Source organism: Poriferisphaera corsica (genome assembly GCF_007747445.1).
Lineage (GTDB): Bacteria > Planctomycetota > Phycisphaerae > Phycisphaerales > Phycisphaeraceae > Poriferisphaera > Poriferisphaera corsica.
The window spans coordinates 2,171,539-2,192,426 of sequence record NZ_CP036425.1 but is presented as its reverse complement, the minus strand read 5'-3'; the positions used below and the strand labels follow the sequence as shown (position 1 = coordinate 2,192,426).

19 protein-coding genes and 1 tRNA gene are annotated in these 20,888 nt (G+C 48.0%); 10 read left to right on the top strand and 10 right to left on the bottom strand.

Translation table 11 applies throughout. From position 1 onward, the window contains the following. Nucleotides 1-4: 4 nt before the first annotated feature. The 5 genes from KS4_RS09040 to KS4_RS09020 all read right to left on the bottom strand — a co-directional run bounded on the left by KS4_RS09040 (nt 5) and on the right by KS4_RS09020 (nt 3,832). Nucleotides 5-78 (bottom strand) — tRNA-Arg (locus KS4_RS09040). An 80-nt stretch (nt 79-158) separates the two neighbouring features. Then, nucleotides 159-947 carry a carboxylesterase family protein gene (locus tag KS4_RS09035; RefSeq protein ID WP_200761110.1) on the bottom strand — a complete coding sequence of 263 codons (789 nt, stop codon included), beginning with the start codon at nt 945-947 and terminating at the stop codon, nt 159-161. Nucleotides 948-1,053: 106 nt separating this feature from the next. Then, a complete protein-coding gene (locus KS4_RS09030; RefSeq protein WP_145077218.1) occupies nt 1,054-1,827 on the bottom strand; it encodes an exodeoxyribonuclease III in 774 nt (257 codons plus the stop codon). Between the two features lie 115 nt (nt 1,828-1,942). Next, on the bottom strand, nt 1,943-2,677 hold the full coding sequence (locus tag KS4_RS09025) for an ABC-2 transporter permease (protein ID WP_145077216.1): 735 nt from the start codon (nt 2,675-2,677) through the stop codon (nt 1,943-1,945). A 111-nt stretch (nt 2,678-2,788) separates the two neighbouring features. Beyond that, on the bottom strand, nt 2,789-3,832 hold the full coding sequence (locus tag KS4_RS09020; RefSeq protein WP_145077214.1) for a hypothetical protein: 1,044 nt from the start codon (nt 3,830-3,832) through the stop codon (nt 2,789-2,791). Nucleotides 3,833-3,989: 157 nt separating this feature from the next. Between KS4_RS09020 and pheA the strand changes: the two genes are divergently transcribed. The 4 genes from pheA to KS4_RS09000 all read left to right on the top strand — a co-directional run bounded on the left by pheA (nt 3,990) and on the right by KS4_RS09000 (nt 7,833). Further along, the gene (gene pheA / locus KS4_RS09015) at nt 3,990-5,099 is read left to right on the top strand and encodes a prephenate dehydratase (RefSeq protein WP_145077212.1); all 1,110 of its coding nucleotides are present in this window, start codon (nt 3,990-3,992) and stop codon (nt 5,097-5,099) included. A gap of 36 nt (nt 5,100-5,135) precedes the next feature. Further along, complete coding sequence (locus tag KS4_RS09010) at nt 5,136-5,483, top strand: hypothetical protein (protein ID WP_145077210.1); 348 nt, start codon at nt 5,136-5,138, stop codon at nt 5,481-5,483. A 103-nt stretch (nt 5,484-5,586) separates the two neighbouring features. After that, on the top strand, nt 5,587-6,552 hold the full coding sequence (locus KS4_RS09005) for a hypothetical protein (protein WP_145077208.1): 966 nt from the start codon (nt 5,587-5,589) through the stop codon (nt 6,550-6,552). 66 nt (nt 6,553-6,618) lie between these two features. Further along, nucleotides 6,619-7,833 (top strand): glycosyltransferase family 4 protein, encoded by a 1,215-nt coding sequence (locus KS4_RS09000; RefSeq protein ID WP_145077206.1) that lies wholly within the window; start codon nt 6,619-6,621, stop codon nt 7,831-7,833. 6 nt (nt 7,834-7,839) lie between these two features. On the opposite strand, the gene KS4_RS08995 is transcribed toward KS4_RS09000, so the two are convergent. After that, nucleotides 7,840-9,027, bottom strand: coding sequence for a glycoside hydrolase family 57 protein (locus KS4_RS08995; RefSeq protein WP_145077205.1), 1,188 nt, complete (start codon nt 9,025-9,027; stop codon nt 7,840-7,842). A 355-nt stretch (nt 9,028-9,382) separates the two neighbouring features. Here KS4_RS08995 and alaS point away from each other — a divergent pair, with 355 nt between their 5' ends. The 4 genes from alaS to KS4_RS08975 all read left to right on the top strand — a co-directional run bounded on the left by alaS (nt 9,383) and on the right by KS4_RS08975 (nt 15,468). Beyond that, nucleotides 9,383-12,376 carry an alanine--tRNA ligase gene (gene alaS, locus KS4_RS08990; protein WP_145077203.1) on the top strand — a complete coding sequence of 998 codons (2,994 nt, stop codon included), beginning with the start codon at nt 9,383-9,385 and terminating at the stop codon, nt 12,374-12,376. A 99-nt stretch (nt 12,377-12,475) separates the two neighbouring features. Further along, on the top strand, nt 12,476-13,711 hold the full coding sequence (locus KS4_RS08985; protein ID WP_145077201.1) for an LL-diaminopimelate aminotransferase: 1,236 nt from the start codon (nt 12,476-12,478) through the stop codon (nt 13,709-13,711). A gap of 156 nt (nt 13,712-13,867) precedes the next feature. Then, nucleotides 13,868-14,347: a pyridoxamine 5'-phosphate oxidase family protein gene (locus tag KS4_RS08980; protein ID WP_200761109.1), complete on the top strand. Its 480-nt coding sequence runs from the start codon at nt 13,868-13,870 to the stop codon at nt 14,345-14,347. Between the two features lie 89 nt (nt 14,348-14,436). Next, the gene (locus tag KS4_RS08975) at nt 14,437-15,468 is read left to right on the top strand and encodes an autotransporter outer membrane beta-barrel domain-containing protein (RefSeq protein WP_200761108.1); all 1,032 of its coding nucleotides are present in this window, start codon (nt 14,437-14,439) and stop codon (nt 15,466-15,468) included. A 291-nt stretch (nt 15,469-15,759) separates the two neighbouring features. Here KS4_RS08975 and KS4_RS08970 read toward each other — a convergent pair whose 3' ends face one another. The 3 genes from KS4_RS08970 to KS4_RS08960 all read right to left on the bottom strand — a co-directional run bounded on the left by KS4_RS08970 (nt 15,760) and on the right by KS4_RS08960 (nt 17,695). Next, on the bottom strand, nt 15,760-16,368 hold the full coding sequence (locus KS4_RS08970) for a flavoprotein (RefSeq protein WP_145077195.1): 609 nt from the start codon (nt 16,366-16,368) through the stop codon (nt 15,760-15,762). Nucleotides 16,369-16,425: 57 nt separating this feature from the next. Further along, the gene (locus KS4_RS08965) at nt 16,426-16,797 is read right to left on the bottom strand and encodes a DNA-directed RNA polymerase subunit omega (protein WP_145077193.1); all 372 of its coding nucleotides are present in this window, start codon (nt 16,795-16,797) and stop codon (nt 16,426-16,428) included. A 289-nt stretch (nt 16,798-17,086) separates the two neighbouring features. Further along, a complete protein-coding gene (locus KS4_RS08960; RefSeq protein WP_145077192.1) occupies nt 17,087-17,695 on the bottom strand; it encodes a hypothetical protein in 609 nt (202 codons plus the stop codon). Between the two features lie 142 nt (nt 17,696-17,837). Between KS4_RS08960 and KS4_RS08955 the strand changes: the two genes are divergently transcribed. Beyond that, nucleotides 17,838-18,530 (top strand): HAD family hydrolase, encoded by a 693-nt coding sequence (locus tag KS4_RS08955; protein WP_145077190.1) that lies wholly within the window; start codon nt 17,838-17,840, stop codon nt 18,528-18,530. A gap of 196 nt (nt 18,531-18,726) precedes the next feature. Further along, the gene (locus tag KS4_RS08950; RefSeq protein WP_145077188.1) at nt 18,727-19,449 is read left to right on the top strand and encodes a hypothetical protein; all 723 of its coding nucleotides are present in this window, start codon (nt 18,727-18,729) and stop codon (nt 19,447-19,449) included. 36 nt (nt 19,450-19,485) lie between these two features. On the opposite strand, the gene KS4_RS08945 is transcribed toward KS4_RS08950, so the two are convergent. After that, the gene (locus KS4_RS08945) at nt 19,486-20,886 is read right to left on the bottom strand and encodes a voltage-gated chloride channel family protein (RefSeq protein WP_145077186.1); all 1,401 of its coding nucleotides are present in this window, start codon (nt 20,884-20,886) and stop codon (nt 19,486-19,488) included. Nucleotides 20,887-20,888 lie beyond the last annotated feature (2 nt).

The window sequence follows — 20,888 nt, the reverse complement described above, 5'->3', positions numbered from 1 at the left end:
AAAATGCTCCCGAGAGGGATCGAACCTCTAACCTCAGCTTTAGGAAAGCCGCGCTCTATCCAATTGAGCTACGGGAGCACTCAATTATCTTGATTAGACGTATTGTAGCTTGAATATTCGACTGAGCAAAGATGCACAAATGCTGAGGTTTGGCAGACTTATTTAGTCTGTGTACTTTCGTTTTGGAGTTTATTGTCGAGGAGCCATTCGTAAAATTCACTGGCTGCGTAGGTGCGCGTCCATGCGTCATGATCCGCATCTTCATAAATAGTCAGATGGGTATTGCCGCCCAAAGCTTTTATTGCTTTGACCATATCAATCGCTTCATTTACAGAGACTAGTGGGTCGTGTTGTCCGTGAAAAACCCATGAAGTGACTTGCCGGACAGCCAATGATTGTTCGACGTAAGCATGGCTTGATATCGGTGCTATCGCAGCGAAACGTTCGGGGGTTTTGCCGGCAAGAATCCATGTGCCATATCCGCCCATACTCATCCCTGTTACATAGATACGGCTACTATCCGTACGATAGTTAGATTCTACTTCATCAAGCAAGTTAGATAATTCGCGAGGATTCCAAGCTTCATTATCCTCAAGTTGTGGTGCTATAAGTATAAAAGGCAATTCAAGGGAACCGGTCTCGTATGCGATATTGGGGCCTACAGTCCTCAGCATATCAAAGCTGTTACCACGCTGTTCTGCACCATGAAGAAACAGCAAAAGTGGCGCTTTTTCTGAGCTCCGTTCATAGCCACGTGGCGTGTATACAAGATAGCGTAAGCCGTCAGGTGATGTATAGATTGTGCCTTTGCTTACAGGTTGGGGATTCGTTGGTTTAATGATTTTGCCATCTGTTACAGGTGACGCAGCACATGATTGCAAAACCAAAAGAAGCATCAAGAGGCCAATTGTTTTCAATGATTGATGATGATACTTCAATGTATGCATATCTGTTTCCAATGTTGATTTTAGTTGCTTGTATAAAGCATAACGAAAAATCATGGTCGAATGAACTACCATTTTTATGATTGCTGCTGTGACGCATTAGTCATGACTAAATATCTAATTCAATTGTAACGGGTGCGTGATCCGAACAGGCTAAACCTGCTTCACGATCAATCGTGATATTGCCAGCAATTCGAGAGGCCGCCTTATTGCCGAGTAGATAGTCAATGCGCCAGCCGCGATCTAATTCACGCGCTTTACCTCTGTTTGACCACCATGAATATGGACCATCAATATCACCGGCTTGCTCACGAACATAATCCGCATAACCCATCTGAATAAAATCACCCATCCATGCCCGCTCATGTGGCAGAAAACCAGATGATTTCTCGTTACTTTTTGCATAGAAAATATCACGCGGCGTATGAGCAATATTGAAATCACCACCCAGTAAGACTGGTGTACGTTTGGATTTCAACTTCCTTGCCCATGGCATGAAAACGTCCATCCATTTTTCTTTTTCAGCTTGACGGTGATCCCCACTTGAACCCGAGGGAAGATAAACGCAGACAACTTCAGTGCCCTTAACCTTTGCATGCAAAACACGACCTTCAGGATCAGAACCGTCCTCGTTGATCCCACGTGCAATGATTGTATGTGGATCGCGTGTCCAGATGGCAGTACCTGAGTAACCCTTTTTCTCTGCAGGATGCCACGTGACGTGCCAACCTTCTGGATTTCGCCACTGCTTCGGTAACTGTTCAGGTAGTGCACGAACTTCCTGTAACATTAAAACATCAGGGTTGACGCGGCTGATATGTTCCTCAAATCCCTTACGAATTGCCGCCCTTAAGCCATTAACGTTCCATGTTGTAATACGCATGCGGATGAACTCCCGTTTCCTCGTGTTATGAGCGTACCAATATACCAACGGTTTCCATAATAAAAAACGGACGACCCAAGGATCGTCCGTACATTTTCGTTATGTGAACACGTAATCAAGCTTCTGCGGGCTTATCACCTTTGGTCCATACTTCTTGCATAATCAGACCAATAGTAGCGGGGACAAAGACAAGTAGTGGGACCACAAGCTGATTGGCTGTCAGCCCTTCAGAGACAGTATCCGAAAGTTGGGGGATACTTAGGAGTAGAGCAAGCACGCCAAGAACCGCAATCGTCGACCCGCTCACTGAGGTAAAGAGTACGACTGAAAGTTTGAATAGGATAAATGCGAGCATGCCACAGACTATGAGGCCGATCAGTGCTCCAATCCAATATGCATCGACAGGTACCCCCATACTCGCCCCTTTGTTAAGAGCGTGAGCGAACCCCGCCCAGAGGTTTCCGCCAATGAAGGCGCCAGCCAAGCCGCCGAAAACAGCAACCGCATATTTCATCAATGGATATGCCACAGTCGCTAACAATAGACCTAAACAGCCGCCAACAATGAACGGTGCTTCGATTTTTTTGCCAAGCCAATAGCCCGCAAAAAGGCCCATAAGCAGAGCGAGCATAATGGTTGTGGTTTTGTAAAACTTGTAACCATTAAACAGGCAAAGAAGCCCGACAATGATGAAAATGGCCGCCCATACTGTTGATAATGTTTTCAGATTCTCTACGAGTACATCTGGCTGCGCCAATGGGGCACCGCTAGAGAACATCCCGATAACGGACTCAAAAAGGTCACGTATTGGGCTGGCAGACTCTTGGGCTTGTGCAATGATTGATAACATGATCAGCTCCTTCTGACAGGCCACGTGCTATCAGGATGGGGTTACCCTCATATCACCGCGGCGTCTCTCTAATATCTGCGCAAGAACAGACACAGGATTTTATAAGCTGATCTATTTATCGGCCGATCTGCGGAAAATCATCCACTGAATCAGCACCCCAATTACCGTTATCAGACCTAAAAACACGAGAATTGAGCGTGGACTGTTCGGTAAATACGGTTCTGCAACTGGCAAATAGACTTCGGCGAGATTCATACCTGGCAAAAGAATGAGTATTGCCCCGACCAATGCCGACTCAGCACTCGCAGCCCAATAGGGCGCAATCAGTCCAAAAAGAAGACCGATTAGACCGCCAGCCATCGCAGCGATCCCGATACTCATCTTTTCTTCCTGAGTTCTCACATTCCACCAAGTCGTTATCTGATCAGAAGCTCGATCCCGCATGCCATTGATTGTGGCGATAAATTTTTGTGCTAACTCGCTCTGCACGACCTTATCAACAGGATTGGATATGGCATCACCAGACGCTTCCCCATCATCCATACTGGAGCTTTGATCGTCTGCATTGAGTACAGTTTTGATCACAGAATCAGCCCAATCAGGATCTTCTGATTTTTCCTTACTTTCTGCATCGTCACTAGTAACACTGCTAACCACGCTTGTTACCAAGGTTGTGATTTGATTCTGCGTTTCTGTGGCATCTGGTTCTTTAGATTCAGCGATCACATTCTTAATTGGCCCGAGCAGCGAACTCGCATCTTCACTTTGTACAGAATCGGTCTGTGGTTCATCATTTAGAATCGTAACATCTGCACCTTGCCAGACGAACATACAGAGAGGCCCAAGCACAGCTAACAAAATACCGCCGCTAATACCCATCCAGAGGCGGAAAAGCAAACCAGATAGCAGAGCCCCCGCAAGAGCAAATCCAACGATCAGTGGCAGAATCATCAGTCCCTCTAACTGCCAATACGTTGCCGCAGCCAACCCACCAATACCACCTAACACCAACCCACTGATGACACATGCTGGTTTGGCTATCGATCGACCAATCAGCCAAAGTACTAATCCGACCGCCATCGCAACACCCATCGCAATTGTCAAACCAATCGGTAAGATGTTGCTCTGCCCCAAGATATAGTCAATTCCATTCACAGATTTATCCTGACGTCAAGGTTTTCCTGTAACACGCCCCAGATGCAGAACAGGATCACAAAGGGGAAACTTCCACATGATATATCGCCCAAAGAACCCCATTGCCGTTACAATACCATGAAATATACACGCATAAACCCTTAGAGAAACGCGAATCATGAACGACAAGACCGCGCCAGACGATGCACTCGCCCCGCTTCGCCAGCAGATTGATGAACTCGACCAGCAGCTCATCGACCTGCTCAATGAGCGAGCCCGTGTCGTTGTTGAAGTTGGCCATATCAAAAATTCGGGCCAAACCGATACTCCAATCTATGCTCCCGACCGCGAACAGCAGGTGCTTGCCAAAATACGTAAGCGCAATCAAGGGCCACTACCCAATTCCTGCATCGAAGCCATTTGGCGTGAACTGATGTCCGGCTCATTTGCCCTTGAACGCCCACTTCGCGTCGGCTACCTCGGTCCACAAGGTACCTTCTCTCATCTCGCAGCCCGTCGAAAATTCGGTGCCTCCATTGAATACGATAATCTCGTTGGGATCTCGTCCGTATTTGAAGAAGTACACCGCGGGCATATCGATTTGGGTGTTGTGCCTATCGAAAATTCCACTGAGGGAGCTGTCGGCGACACGCTCGATTCATTCCTCACATATTCCGGCACGGACGTCAATGTGTGTGCCGAAATACTGCTCGGCATCCACCATAATCTACTCGCCAACTGCCCGTTAAATGAAATCAAGCGTGTCTACTCACACCCACAGCCACTCGCTCAATGTCGCAATTGGCTTTCCTCGCAATTACCCAACGCTGAACGCATTACAGCAGCATCGACCTCCAAAGCCGCCGAAATTGCTTCCAGAGAGCCTGGCTCAGCAGCCATCTCATCGAAACTTGCAGCCGAACTCTATAACCTGAAAACACTTTTCGAGAATATTGAAGACAACCCATCCAATACCACTCGTTTCTTCATCATCGGAAAACAATATTCTCGTCCAACCGGCGACGACAAAACTTCAATTATGTTCACAACAGAACATGCCGCGGGTGCGCTGTCTGATGTACTTAATGTCTTCCGTGATCATGGCATTAACCTGACGCATATCGATAAGCGGCCGTCAAAACGTGTAAATTGGGAATACTATTTCTTTATCGATGTCCAAGGGCATATCAAAGACGATAAAGTAACCAAAGCCATAGAAGACGCTAAGAAACATTGTCTGCAGATTAATGTCCTCGGTGCATACCCACGCGCACGGGATGTCCTCTAGTTTTTCTTAAATAAAACGCTTCCGGAGTATCTAAAAATGACTGAAAATAGTCCTTGGCCGGAGATGGCCATTCGAGGTATGTTTGATAAACGGGCTTCATCTACAGAGGCAAACAGCTCAAGAAACCTTGAAGATCGTATCGATCGCCTATCACTCGTATGCATGGCCATGTGGTCTCTTCTTCAGGACAAAACGGATCTATCAGAACATGACTTACTTGAACGTGTTCGTGTGATTGATTTAATGGATGGAAATGAAGACGGCAAAGCAACTCGTACCGTTTCAAAGTGTAGTGCTTGTAATCGAACCATGTCTCAACGCCATCAACGCTGTATGTATTGTGGTGCGGATAAATTAGTATCTAGTGCGTTTGATAAAATTTAATTGAATCTGCATGAAATATCTTCTGCTGACTAACGTCATTACATGCAGATAAGATACCGTTCGTTATTTTATCATACTTGCATTCATTTGAAGCCGGGTTCTAATGAAGCATTCAAGCAAATTATCGTATGTCATTATACCAATAGTGATTCTGTCTGTTTTGTTACTTTTTTCGATACGAAGCTACTTAAATGAAGCTCGATTGCAAAACGCACTGACAAACTGGAACACTCAGCAAATTGATTTAATTCAGTACGCTGAACAATATGATCTAACCGAAGCAACGACATGCGAGGGGTTCGTATACCAACGCATGATCGATTCGAATCGTTTCTATCGACAATGGCTGAAGTATATTGACAGCTGTATAGAATTAACGCCAGATGAATTAGTCACTCAATTAACGAGCACTAAATTCAACGAATATTGGAAATACATTCATACAAGTGACACACGCATAAGCGATGAAACACGTGTTCTGATGGCATGCTATCTGATTAAAAAATTAAACGCTTACTACCGCAACTTAAACATCACAATAGACCCCCAATTGTTATTACTCTGCAATCAGATCAACCCATCTTCTATAATGAAAGAATCACTCGTAAAGATTTGTGCTGAAAAACTTCTTTTTTATATCAATCCATCGCAAAACCATAACGCCTTGCCGCAAGAGAATCTTAATTGGCAAACACATGATATCATAAAACTCCTCGAAGCCACCTATCTGTTATATGTGCAATATCATAACAAAGCGGTTACTCAGATAATCTTTAAATCTCAGGAAATACCACATTGGGCAATAATAACTACAGTGACTTATGCTGAGATTACAAGCCTAAATACATGCGCAACACTATTATATTTCGAGAAAAATTTACTCTTACTCTCGAATGCAATTAGAACATATCAATTAAAAAATGAGCATCTACCCAGCCACATTGAAGTCGTGAATATGAATCTGCCCGAAGATTTCAAGCAAATGGTTGTATACTCAGCAAATGGCAATAGCTTTGAACTTCAACTGCTAGTTCCAAATTCCAATCGAACCATAAATTACACTTGGTAGCGTTGTATTTATCAATTCTAAACTTTGATCACTAAATATTAACATGATACTGCCATACTATTGCTCATGAGAGCGGCAATAATTACCGAAACTTTTCCGCCTGAAATCAATGGCGTTGCGCTGACGGTTAGCAAAATTGTCGAAGGCTTACTCGATAGACATCATGAGATCGAGATCATTCGGCCTAAGCAACATAAAGGCGATATCCCATCGGTTTCAGGTCATCTCGAACAGGTCACTGTCCCTGGCCTTCCGTTGCCTAAATACAACGGCTTAAAATTTGGCCTTCCAGCTCGACGTAAGCTCCTAAATCGTTGGCGTTATCGTCGCCCCGATATTGTGCATATTGCTACAGAAGGTCCTCTCGGATTGACCGCGCTGTGGGCTGCAAAGAGATTAGAAATCCCAATATCCTCGACCTTCCATACGAATTTCCAAACCTACACCAAGCACTATGGCTACGCCTTCCTTCATCAAGCAGCGATTAAATATCTTCGCTACTTTCATAATGCTACTCAAGCCACCATTGTTCCTTCCTATGACATGCGGAATATTTTGGCAAAAGAACATTTTCTCAACTTGCATGTTGTCGGCCGTGGTGTTGATACCAATCTTTTTAACCCAGAACAACGTAACGATCATCTCCGCAAATCATGGGGAGCGGCAGATAATGAAATTGTTTTTATATGCGTAAGCCGCATCGCAGAAGAAAAGAATATTCCGGTTGTAATCCAAACATTCCAACAAATATCCCAAGTAAATCTCAATGCCAAACTCGTACTTGTTGGGGATGGGCCAGCTAGAAAAACGCTTCAGAAAAGATACCCAAACGTGATATTTGTGGGCATGAAACGAGACCAGGAACTCGCTCAACACTACGCATCAGCCGATGTGTTTCTCTTTGCGTCAAATACCGAAACCTTCGGAAACGTTATCACAGAAGCCCTCGCATCAGGCCTCGCCGTCGTTGCCTATAACTATGCGGCAACATCAATGCACATCACACACAACCACAACGGCCTTGCTCCCGAATTAGATAACACCGAACAATTCACCTCAGAATCATTCCGGCTTGCCTCGAATCCTGAGCTAATACAAACGTTAAGACAAAACGCAGCCAAGTATGCCTTACAACTAAGCTGGTCATCGATCGTCAATCAAATAGAAAATATTTTTAACTCTGTGATCGCGACTGAAACCAAATCGCAAGCAAAACACATTTCACCAAAGCATCGGCCACTACCCGATGATCCTCAATCGTGCATTAAACCTATAAAATAATGGCGATTATTTTTCATCCGATGGTAAACGTGTTTTGAGATTATCCAACACATTCATGAAATTGATATATCCGTCATAAGGTGAATCATACGGGCTGAAATACTTATGCACCGCACCATCATCAAAATACTTAGTACACATGTAATAGAAATGATCACTACACGTTAACTTACGCCAATCTTCAATAATCGATGGATCACCCGTTTTCTTTACCGCTTTTTCCAGGCCATATATTTCAGCTAATGCGCTCCCCTGCATCGCATTTCCATTCCACGCCGTAATATCCCGCTCGCTATCAGCCCAAGATATAATCTCTTCACTATCAAAAATATCCGACGAGTCATACCAATCCAAACACTCACCCGGCGTCTTAAAATCATCGCCTAAAGCAATCACCGCGCTTGGCAACTTGCGCATAAAATCAAAAATTCCGCTGTTTTCCCATTGATGCTCGCCAAACGTTTCGATATCCATGAACAGATTACACATTCGCCCCTCAACATCGTTCATCTTATTAATCCACCCCGCAAACTTCTCAGCCGTCAATGGCCATTGCGGCCAACTCTGATTCGAAAAACGATAGGCAATATCATCACTCAATCGATAATTTTTCAACAACAGCGCGATATCAATCTCATCAGGCGGATCAAAGATATGATTCGGACTTCTACCATTCAAAATCTTCTCAGTCCCCTCTGCGATGATTCCTCTAAACAAATGCGTATCTGCAATAAACGACGCCAATTCATTATTGTAAATCAACTCGGTATTTCGGAAGATCGTTGGCCGCTGCCCAAAGATCTCATCGATCAACTCCAGATGCAGCTCAACCTGCTCCAGAAATTCCTGCTTGCTATACAAAAAGCTCAAACTGTGATGATATGTCTCTGCTAAAAATTCCACACACCCCGTCTCAGCCAGCTTCTTGAATTCCTCCAGCACCTCGGGGGCAAACCGCCTAAGCTGATCGATCACACACCCGGTCAGTGAAAAAGACACTCGAAATTGTCCATCATGCTTATGGATCAACTCGCCCAACAGCTTCAGCGTCGGCATATACGAACGATGCGCAACCTTACGCAAAATCTCGCGATTGCGAGCATCATCAAAATACTGATCTCCCGAATCGAAAATGCTGTATCGTTTCAGCCTTGGCGGCTGATGCACTTGAAAGTAGAAACAAACTGAAGCCATCCTGGCATGCCCTCTGTCTTGGTCAATCTAGCCGCGCAACCTCACGCGACATGTACATTGTGCCCACCTTGCTCTTTAACGCAACTTTTCACCTAAATCATACCCACCTGAATCCCCCGATCTTGGCACTTTCTGCTCCACTATCCAACTCTCCCCAAATATGGTTCACATCCGCACCATCGGATATACTATCCCTTTGCACGATCCGGTAGCAGTATCCCATATTGCGACTGGATTTAGCAATAGTCTTCATACAAAAGTATCCGGAAACAGCCAAGCTTTTCCTTCTTCCCAGTGCCCCTCGCTCGCTACACCGCGATCATCAAGGGCCATCCGTCACTCAGGATCACCGATCATGCCCACCACACACCCAACCAGCAGCCAAATCCGTCAGCAGTTCATCGACTACTTCGTCGATAAAGCCGCCCACACCGCTGTCCCCTCCTCACCCGTCGTCCCCCACGACGATCCAACCCTCCTCTTCACCAATGCCGGCATGAACCAGTTCAAGGACGTCTTCCTCGGCACAGGCTCCCGCGAATACACCCGCGCCGTCGATACCCAAAAGTGCATCCGTGCAGGCGGCAAGCACAACGACCTCGACGACGTCGGCAAAGACTCCTATCACCACACCTTCTTCGAAATGCTCGGCAACTGGTCCTTCGGCGACTACTTCAAACAAGAAGCCATCGACTGGGCATGGGATCTACTCGTCAACGTCTGGGGTCTCGATCCCAAACGCCTCTACGCCACCTATTTTGAAGGCGATGCCTCCGAAAACCTCGAACCAGATCACGAAGCCCGCGACATGTGGCTCAAGTACTTGCCCAAAGACCACGTCCAGCCCGGCAACAAAAAAGACAACTTCTGGGAAATGGGCGACACCGGCCCCTGCGGCCCATGCTCCGAACTGCACTACGATCGTTCACCCGACTACTCCGGCGCCAACCTAGTCAACGCTGACGCCCAAGACATCGTTGTTGAAATCTGGAACCTCGTCTTCATCCAGTACAACCGCAATCAAGACGCATCCCTCACACCACTCCCCGCCAAGCACGTCGACACCGGCATGGGCTTCGAACGAATCGTCCGTGTCCTACAAGGCAAAGACTCCAACTACGACACCGATGTCTTCACCCCATACTTCAAAGCCATCCAAAAAATCACCGGCGCCCCCCCCTATAAAAACGGCGAGGAAACACTTTCCGATCCCACCGACATCGCATACCGCGTTATCGCCGACCACATCCGCACGCTCACCTTCTCACTCGCAGACGGCGCACACTGCGGCAACGACGGTCGTTCATACGTCCTTCGCTCAATCCTTCGCCGTGCAGTCAAATTCGGCGACGTCGATCTCGGTGCAAAGAAACCCTTCTTCTACAAACTCGTCGACACCGTCGTCGAACAGATGGGCGACTTCTTCCCAGAACTCAAAGCCAACACCCAAGACATCAAAGCCGAACTCAAAGACGAAGAAATCTCCTTCCGCAAAACCTTAGCTCGCGGTATTGATTTGTTTGAACATCAGATTCGCGAAGAAGGTTCGATATTTGTCGGTAAAGACAAAAACAAAATCGGATTTGCTGAAATAGCAGTACAAGATAGAGTCGGCACTAAAATTGGTACCCCAGGCACTGAAGATTACAAGTACATTATCTGGAATTTCTCATCATTCCCGAGTGATTGCAGACCAGTACTTACCGCAGATTTTGCATTTAAGCTTCACGACACCTACGGCTTCCCAATCGGCCTCACCCAGCTTATGGCCAAAGAGCGCGGCATGACCGTCGACACTGACGGCTTCAACCGCCTCATGGAGGAAGCACGCATCCGCTCACGCGCAGGCGGCGATTCCGCCGACGAACGCGCATCCCTCAACGACATCATTCAGCACACCAAGCTCAACGACACAAAATTCAAAGGCTACGACGCCACTGAACTCAACAATATTCAAACCTCGATCACCATCTTCAAACTCGAATCTCACGCATTCAAGCCCCTGACCGCCGGTCAGGGGGTGTCTGCAGGTGATCGCGTTGCGATCGTTCTCGACCAAACCCCCTTCTACGCAGAAGCAGGTGGCCAAGTCGGCGACACCGGCGCCATCCAAATTATCGATGGAGCTCGCATCTTCGTCGAAGACACAACCAAACTCGGCAACGTCTACTTCCACCTCGGCGAAGTCACCGACGGCCAACTCGCCAACACCACCGGCGATACCAAAATCGAAGTCTCACTCGCAGTCGACGAAGATCGCCGCGCCCTCATCATGAATAATCACACCACCACTCACCTCATGAACCGCGCGCTCCGCGATCATGTTAATCCAGACACCATGCAGAAGGGTTCTCTTGTTGATGAAGAAAAGCTCCGTTTCGACTTCCTCAACAAATCCTCTCTGACGACAGAGCAACTCACAGCCGTCGAGTCAGCCGTCAACGCCGATATCGCCGCCGATCTCCCCGTATTTACCGAGTACGCCCCTCAGGAAGACGCCCTGAAAATCAACGGCCTCCGCGCCGTCTTCGGCGAAAAATATCCGCCAACCGTTCGTGTCGTTTCCGTCGGCGCTCAAGTTGCAGATCTGCTCGCAAATCCAGATTCAAATGATTGGGCAACCATGTCAATCGAATTCTGTGGCGGCACGCATCTCCCTTCAACAGGCGCAGCCAAAACCTTCACGATCATTTCTGAAGACGCCTCTTCCAAAGGCATCCGCCGTATCACTGCCCTCACCGGCAACCTCGCCGCCAAAGCTCAAGCCGAAGCCGCCGAACTCCAAACCGAGCTCGACAATCTCACCGCTTCCGCAGATAAAGCCGACCCCGATACACTTGCTAAAAATCTCACTGCACTCAGCAACACCATCACTGACAAACAGCTCCCCGCTGTATCACGCACGCAACTCCGCGATAGCATCGAGTCACTGCAAAAGAAACTCCGCAAACTTCAGAAAAAGCAGTCGCAACAAGCCGCTGGCGCTATCGCCGACGTCGCCAAGCAAGTCGCCGCCGACAGCACCGGCCCGATCATCACCCACAACTTCGAGGGGGCAGGGGCCAACGATCTTCGCACCGCGATGGACACCATTCGTGCCCATCATCCCGATGCCGCCCTCTTCCTCACCGGATCCAGCGGCAGCAAAGTGGCACTCCTCGCTTCTGTCCCCAAAGACCTCATCGCTTCAGGACTTAAAGCTGGTGACTGGGTTAAGCACGTCGCGCCAATCGTCGGTGGCGGTGGTGGCGGCCGACCAGACATGGCGCAAGCAGGTGGCAAAGACGCATCTAAACTCCCAGAAGCCATCGAGGCAGCAACCGCTTTTGCAAACAAAAAATTAGGCTAATCATCAATTAGCCAGTAAACAGATTTTTTAATAACGGATGATCTAGAATTCACCGTTATTGTGTGTGGTAACAAAAACAGATTGGGACACCCCTATACCATGGCCAAAATTAATGAGAACTATCTCAAACTAAAAGCCGGCTACCTCTTCCCAGAGATCGGCCGACGCGTCAACACCTTCATCGACAACAACCCTGACGCAAACGTCATCAAATTAGGCATCGGCGATGTCACCGAACCGCTACCCGAAGCCTGTCGCATCGCCATGACTAAGGCCGTCAACGACATGGCTTCACGCGACACATTCCACGGCTACGGCCCTGAAAAAGGTTACGCATGGCTACGCGAAAAAATCGTCGAGTTTGATTACGCCCCACGTAACTGTAACATCGCTGCCGACGAGATTTTTGTCTCCGATGGCTCAAAATGCGACACCGGCAACATCCTCGACATCTTTAGCCACGATAACACAATTGCTGTCACCGACCCCGTCTACCCCGTCTACGTCGACACCAACGTCATGCAAGGCAACACCGGCAACGCTTCAGATACCGGTGAGTACCAAGGCCTTCATTACCTCCGCGCCACCGAAGCCAACAACTTCACCCCCGAAATCCCCGACACCAAGCTCGACATCATTTACCTCTGCTACCCAAACAACCCGACAGGCACTGTCGCAACAGCCGACTACCTCAAGCAATGGGTCGATTACGCCCTCGCCCACGACAGTATCATCCTCTTCGACGCCGCCTACCGTGACTTCATCACTGATTCTTCGATCCCACTATCTATTTACGAGATAGATGGAGCACATAAGTGCGCCATCGAGTTCAGATCTTTCTCCAAAAACGCAGGCTTTACCGGCATACGTTGCGGCTTCACCGTCATCCCAAAGCAGCTCACCGTTAAAATCTCCTCAGGTGAAACCGTCGCACTCCACAAATTCTGGTCTCGCCGCCAATCAACCAAATTCAACGGCGCATCCTACATTGTGCAACGCGGAGCATCCGCCGTTTACACCGAAGCCGGCCAACAGCAAACAAAAACGCTCATCCGTTTCTACCTCGAAAATGCGCAACTCATCCGCGCTGCCCTCACTTCACAAGGCTACACCGTCTTTGGCGGTGAGCACGCTCCGTATGTTTGGCTCAAAACTCCTCACGACCTTACCTCTTGGGACTTTTTCGACAAGCTCCTCAACGATACCCACGTTGTTGGTACACCCGGTTCAGGATTCGGCCTCTCAGGCGAAGGTTTCTTTCGCCTTTCAGCCTTCAATTCTCGCGAAAACGTCCAAACTGCCATGGATCGTATTGCCGCAAAACTCACCGTCTAACCTGCGCTTACCCATTTTGAACAACCACTCAAACCGGCAGCTTCTCGCTCCCGGTTTTTCTTTTCTTTGCATACCTACCCATTTCTTCACGCCACCTGTATAATGCACACCCGCCTGTTTTACCCCAAAAACAACACCAAGCCCCAGATAGTTGCCATGAGCTTAACCACGACCAATTCAATCGATCCCGCACTCAAAACTAAAATCACCGATTTCCTTGCAGCATGGAAAACCGGCTCTCTCGCCACTCTCACTCCAGACGGTTCCCCGCAATCATGTAACATCATGTATGTTCACGACGACGACCTCAATCTCTACTGGATCTCCGGCACGCAATCCGCTCACTCCGTCGCCATTGAAAGTGACCCACGCTCCGCCATCACTATCTACGCTCATGTTAATTCTGCACTCAAAAACCACGGCCTTCAGATCCGAGGAACATCCAGACTCATCACCGACGCAGACGAATACAAAACCGTACTCAATCTCTATGCTAAAAAAATGGCGCAACCACTCGCCCGCCCAATCATCAAGCAACTCATGAAAACTCAGCCATTCTACGCCTTCACGCCTACATGGATCCGCTTCTGCGACTCACGCGTCAAGTTCGGCTTCAAAGAAGAGCACACCTTCTAAGCCATGCCCAAGCTTAACTCAAACTTCATCATTACCTGTTACCATCAAGTTAGCATCATAAACCAAACGTTTTTTCACGGATGAACAACATGAACTCGCGTATCAACATCCTGATACTCTCACTCCTCGCCTTACTCTCCACCACAGCAAACGCGCAGCTAGACTATTCACCTAACACGCTCGCAGCCTTCTCGCCCTATAACACACTCAACAACTACACCCGCTCGCTCAATATTCGACTCGCCGAGTTACGCGCATACCGTCCCGATTCTTCCGACCTCACCAACTTCACCCGCTTCAACGCATACAATCACAACGATTTTATGTTCACCAAGCAAGATGCCCAAGATCAAACCCTAGGGTACTTCGAACAAAACACCATCACCTCACTCGGCCTCGACTACTACATAACCGATCGCATCGCAGTTGGCATCAACTCCGCATACAGCTATGCAAACTTCGATATCTTAGAAGGCCCCAATCACCCCAACACAACAGCACACTCTGCTATCCTCGGCACGTATGCCGGTTTCTATACAGATACCTGGTATACCACGACAACTCTCTCAACCGCCTATACCAATTTTGATAGCCATCGAAAAATCATCGGCCCATCGCTTAACCAAACAGCCGAAGCTTCGCATTCCGCATATTCCGTTGCATCCTCTGCAGCCGTTGGATACCAATTCTATTTCGCAAACTGGATTGTTGCTCCAGAGTTCGCGCTCAACTACACCCGTATCGACGAAGATGAATACTCCGAATCTGGCGCTCCCGGCAACAACATCACCGCTGAACAACGAATAGAAGACACCCTCACTTCAGATCTTCTCTTCCGCGCTACCAGCGAATTCCCCATCAATCACTGGTCAATTAATCCCATGCTTATGTTTGGTTGGCGACACGATTTCTACGATACTGAGTATCTTGAAGCCAAAACTGCTGCCGGCACTGATTTCACGATCGCAGCACCAGAACGCGGCGAGGATGCACTACTCGTTCAAATCCAAATGACAGCCACCAACAACAAAAACTTCTCTCTCACCACCGGCTTTCGTGTTGAAGTTCACGAGTACTATCAAACTTTTGGCCTGACATCTGAATTCCGTTTTACTTTTTGATTGTCTACTCTATGCATGTGTTGAATGATGCAGACCTACTCAATTGTTTTAATATCCCTGAAAATCAATGCATTCGAATCATTGCAAATAGCGCGTTCTGTGAAACGTAATTATGGCCAGCGGTATCGCATTAGGCGTAAAGACAGTAGATCACCATCGCCGCCATGCATATCAACGAACAATATATGAATAATGCAATCAATCACCCGTACGGCTATAGATAGTAAACATATCTAATGATTAGATAGCCCGGATATAGGACTCATACTTACAATACACGTCATTGGTGTTTTATGACTGACTGAGAATATGATATGATTTTTCGTAAATCACCTCAGGTTCACTCATTCGCCCATACCCCTTCGCACGGCATGCCTGCCAACCTTCCTCCGGCCCGACTAACCGCACATTAGAATACAACTCAGCTAATAACTTCATGTTCCGCTGTGTGGCCGGGTTCTCCCACATATCCGCATTCATTGCAGGTGCGATCAGTATCGGCGTGCTTGTTGGAATCGCAAGTAACACAGTACTGACAAAATTGTCACCAAGACCATGAACAAGCTTTGCAATCGAATTTGCAGATGCGGGAGCGACAACAGCGAGATCGCACCATCGTGCTAGCCCGATATGCTCAGCATCTGGATTTTCGGCAGTGTCCCAAAGGGAAGTCATAACCTGATGGCCAGAAAGAGATTGCAGTGTTTGCGGGCCGACAAACTGGGTGGCAGCATCAGTCATCATAACTTTAACTTCAGCGCCAGCCTGTACTAAGCGTGAAACAAGTGTGCAAGTTTTGTAACAGGCAATGCCGCCGGTGAGCGCAACTAAAACCCGCCTTCCACGAAGGCCGGAGGGTGGGGTGGGGTCGGCCGAGGTGGAAGACGGGTTGGATTGCATATCTATATGTCCTGAATAGGCAATTAGTTACATAAGTAATAATTGCTCAATTTCTGCTTATTCAGCGACTGGAGGCTCGTTAGCGTCCTCGGCTTCGGCAGCTTGTGCAGCCTCGGCAATCGCTTCGATACCGGCTGTTAGCTCTTCTGCCGATGGGGATGCAACTTCAGTATTGGTAATTGGTTGCGCTACGACGGCGTTTGGATCCGCCATGCCTGGGACAGGCTCTTCAGCGCCTTCGAGCTGATAAGTGATCTTGCCTTCGATGATTTCTTGAACAGCTATCTCGAAGTCACTACGGCCTTTACGATCGACGAGGGGGCGTGCGCCGTCCATCAGTTGACGGATACGGTGCTGGACGAGGGCGGTAAATTTGAAGCGGCCACCCATTTCGTTGATGACTTTGTCGTCCTTAAGAGCTTCAATCATGGATCGTGATCTCCAATTTTCTGGCAGTTTTACGCACATCAGTTAGAAGTGCGAATATGTATCGGCGCACAGCTTGGGCTGAGGTCGATATTGAATCTAGTATTATACCGATTGGGTGATGGCGGGCAAATATCGATCCGGAAGGGACTTATGAAGTGGATAGATAAAGTTTACGCATTGTTCGCGATAACATGCGCACATAGATCTGGGAAATAGCAATTTTGTGCGGCAAGATTGCTCAGTAACTGAAAGAAAGTCAGGAAGCTTTTCGTAAATGGTGGTAATTGAGCTATTTTTTAGGTGATTTCTGTTTGATCTTGGCATAAGTTTGGGCCCAATTCTGTCCAAGCTTGGGTTTATGGCGACCAAGAATGATGATGACCGTGGTCATTACAAGGACTGTAAAGATTGTTAAATTAATGACTTGCAGGTTCTTCTGTGTGAGCCCAACGGCGAATTCAAGAGAATTGTTGGCCAATGCGGTGGTAATCGTTGAACGTGCATGGAAGAGCTTGGAACTGAGGAAGGCGAAAAGAGCAGGGTAGATCAGGATGATGAGGAGCATTTTCGCTTGTAACCAGCGCAGACGTATGAAGATGCGGGGCTCATCAAGGAAGAGAAGCAGGCCAAAAACGTTAGCGAGAATTAGTGCGGGGATGATAAGGTAATTGTTGAGTTGAGTAATCTGTGTCAAAAGCTGATGGATTGCATTGAGGTATGCGGATTCGGTTTTGTGCGCAAAATCCGGCGCGCACAAAATGAGCAGTGCGCATGCAGCGAGTACGCCCCAGATAGCGCAAATACTGATGATCTTAGGGATTAAGAAGAAAGGGCGCATACCACGGCCTGATTTGCGTCCTTTTCGGTTTTTGTACGTTTTGGGCAGTTTTTCACTCACTTTAATCAATTTTGATCAAACTTTGCCAATAAATCAATAGTCCGCGCGAGTGCGAATAGTTTTGATTGTTCAAAGTCTGCGCAATGTTCGCTAATCAATGAATAGACTCGCCAGATGTATTTTGATGAGTTAAGGTGACGATATGCTGAAGATTGATGACACAATTAAGGTGATCGGATTCGATGCAGACGACACCCTCTGGGGGAACCTGCATCATTTTATGGATACGACCAAAGCTGCGTGCGAGATGTTGAGCGAGTACGCGGATGCGGACACGATACAGGCGATGATGGATGAGACGGAATGGCGGAATGTTCAGGTGTTTGGGTATGGGACAAAAAGTTTTACGTTGTCGATGATCGAGACAGCGATCGAGGTGAGTGAGGGCGAGGTAGATGCGGCGACGATCGGGAAGATGATTGAACTTGGCAAGCAGCAGATTCAAGAGCCTATCGTGTTGATAGACGGGGTAAAGGATGTGGTGCGTGAGCTTGGGAAAAAGTACCGGCTGATCGTGGCAACGAAAGGTGATCTGACGGAACAGGAAGCGAAGCTGGGCAGATCGGGGTTGGCAGAATATTTTCATCATGTTGAGGTGATGAGTGAGAAACGGGCAGAGGATTATGAACGTCTGCTAAAACATCTGGATGTTAAGGCGGACGAGTTTATGATGGTGGGTAATTCGATGAAGTCGGATATCTTGCCGGTGCTTGAGATTGGTGGTTGGGGGGTGCACGTGCCGTTCCATACAACGTGGGTGCATGAACAGGTTGAAGGCGAGGTTGAGCATGAGCGAATGTTTGAGATTGAATCTATTCGAGCATTAGTTACATAAGAACTTATGAGGGCAAAATAATGAGATAAGATATTACAGTGCTGATTAGTGGTTGTGTTGTGCCATATATTACTAGGTTTCCAATGGCGTATTTGTACTTTTTTCAGTAGCAGAAAAGCGAAACGGTCAGCGATTCAATCCGCAGATAGATCGCAAGCAATAGAAGTTTAGAATTAGACTTTTCGAGGGTATGCACATGTTAAGAAAATTGAAACAGGCGTCGTGGCGAAAGTCGATTACGAAAGAATTGGATGAGACAGAGCGAAAAGATTTTGCTTCGTTTTCGAAGATGTGTACGTGTCAGCCTCAGATGATATTGCCAGTTCTTGTGTGCCTGCTGACGATGGGGATTGCGATTTTAGTCTTTGTGATGATGGAGTCGTTTATCCGAGAATCGCTGATTCATGTAATTGGTTTGTTGGGGGTTGGCATTGGGATGTTCGTTGTCATCACTAAAATCGGTAATGCGCAGATGCTTGAATACCGCTTGCAGTTTTTTGAACGGCGGCGCATTGTGACAACGAAATGTGTGAAATGTGGTTATGACTTGCAGATGATCGAGCGAGATGAATGCCCGGAATGTGGGCGAGGTGTGGTTCGTGAAGTTGATGAGCAGATACAGGTTAAGATTGATGCGAACATTCTTGCGGAGCAGGTTTGGCTAAGAAGGGTTGATCAAACGCTTGTATTGTTTTTTATGACGTCGCCTATTAGTGGTGGACTTATAGGAGCTGCCATTGGGTTTGGCATACCAATGCTTCGGGAAGGGAGTTTCTGGTTTGCGATATTTTTTATTGTCTGCTGTATGGTTGGGTCTTTAGTTTGTGGTGTTATTTTATATGTACTTATGATTTACTATAGGCATGAGATAGATGGGATATGGGATAGATGCAAAACTGAGGAAACTGCGACTCGTTGAATCGCAGCAATTGGATACTTATGTTTTATCAATTAATTAATTTTTGGGTTTACGTTTGTTTTTGGGTTTGATGTGTTTGGGGAGATCGCGAATCGGGGTGTTGGAAGGTATGTGGGTTGTGTGTTTGGGGGTATGAAGGCGCTGCGAGGAGTAGATGGAGGCGTGGCCGGAGAAGAGGTAGGCGGTGATGGTGGTGAGGGCGAGAGGTGGTAAATAACGAGCACCAAAAAGTTCGATGCCCATGATGGTACAGGCGATGGGTGTGTTGGTTGCGCCTGCGAAAACGCCGATGAGGCCGAGGGCAGCGAAGACTTCGACGGGTGCGCCGAGGAGCCAGGCGAGTGTGTTGCCGAGGCAGGCGCCGATGAAGAAGAGTGGTGTGACTTCACCGCCTTTGAAACCAGATGAAAGGGTGATGGCGGTGAAAAGGAGTTTCCAAAGCCAACTGTATGGGGTTGCGCCGCCGGAATTGAATGCGGAGAGGATGGAAATGCCGTCTGGGCTGGAGGAGGATGTGCCGAGGCCGAGGTAGTCGCGTGTGCCGAGCAGGAAGGTGAAAGCGATGATGATGAGGCCCCCGATGAGCGGGCGAAGCAGGGTTGGTTTGATGAAGTGTGAGAAGGTTCGTGAGAGTGTGTGGGTCAGTGTTGCGAATAGAGAAGCGACGAGGCCAAAACATGCGGCGGCGATGAGAACTTTGAGGAGGAAAAGCCAATTGGTGAGTTCGACGTGCTGTGAGAGATCATCGACTATCGCGGTTGCCTGGGGATAGAGCGTATGGTGTACGCCCCATGCGCGAACGGTCCAGTCGGAGGCAATGGAGGCAAGGAGTGCGGGGAAGAAAGCTTCGTAGGAGAGGCGGCCGATGGCGAGCACTTCGATGGCGAAGATGGCTCCGGCGAATGGCACACCGAAGACGCCGCCAAAACCAGCGGCAACGCCGACGATGAGAAGTGTTCGAAGATCGGATGCGGTGAGGTGTTTACGGATGAAATGTGGGAGCAGGCCATGAACGGCGGCGGCGATTGAACCGCCCATTTGGACGGCGGTACCTTCACGACCTGCTGATCCGCCGAAAAGGTGAGTGATGACGGTGGTGACAAGGACGAGTGGGGCCATGCGCGCGGGGACGCCGCCACCTGGCTTGTGGATCTCGTCCATGATGAGGTTGTTACCGGCTTCAGCGTGCTGTTTATCTGAGGCCTGGCCGAAGTATTTGTATAGAGCGGCAATAAAGATGCCTGCTAGGGGAAGAAAGAAAAGCAAGAAGGGGTACTTATACCGGGTTAACGTGGCTTCTTCGAGAGCGGTAATGAAGAGAGCGTTTGCAGAGCCGATGAGCAGGCCGAGGGGGATGACGAAAGCGATCCACTTGATGATGTAGCGGATGAGTGTGAGTTGATTTTGTAAGAAAGCTTGGAGTTGGAATTGCGGCATGA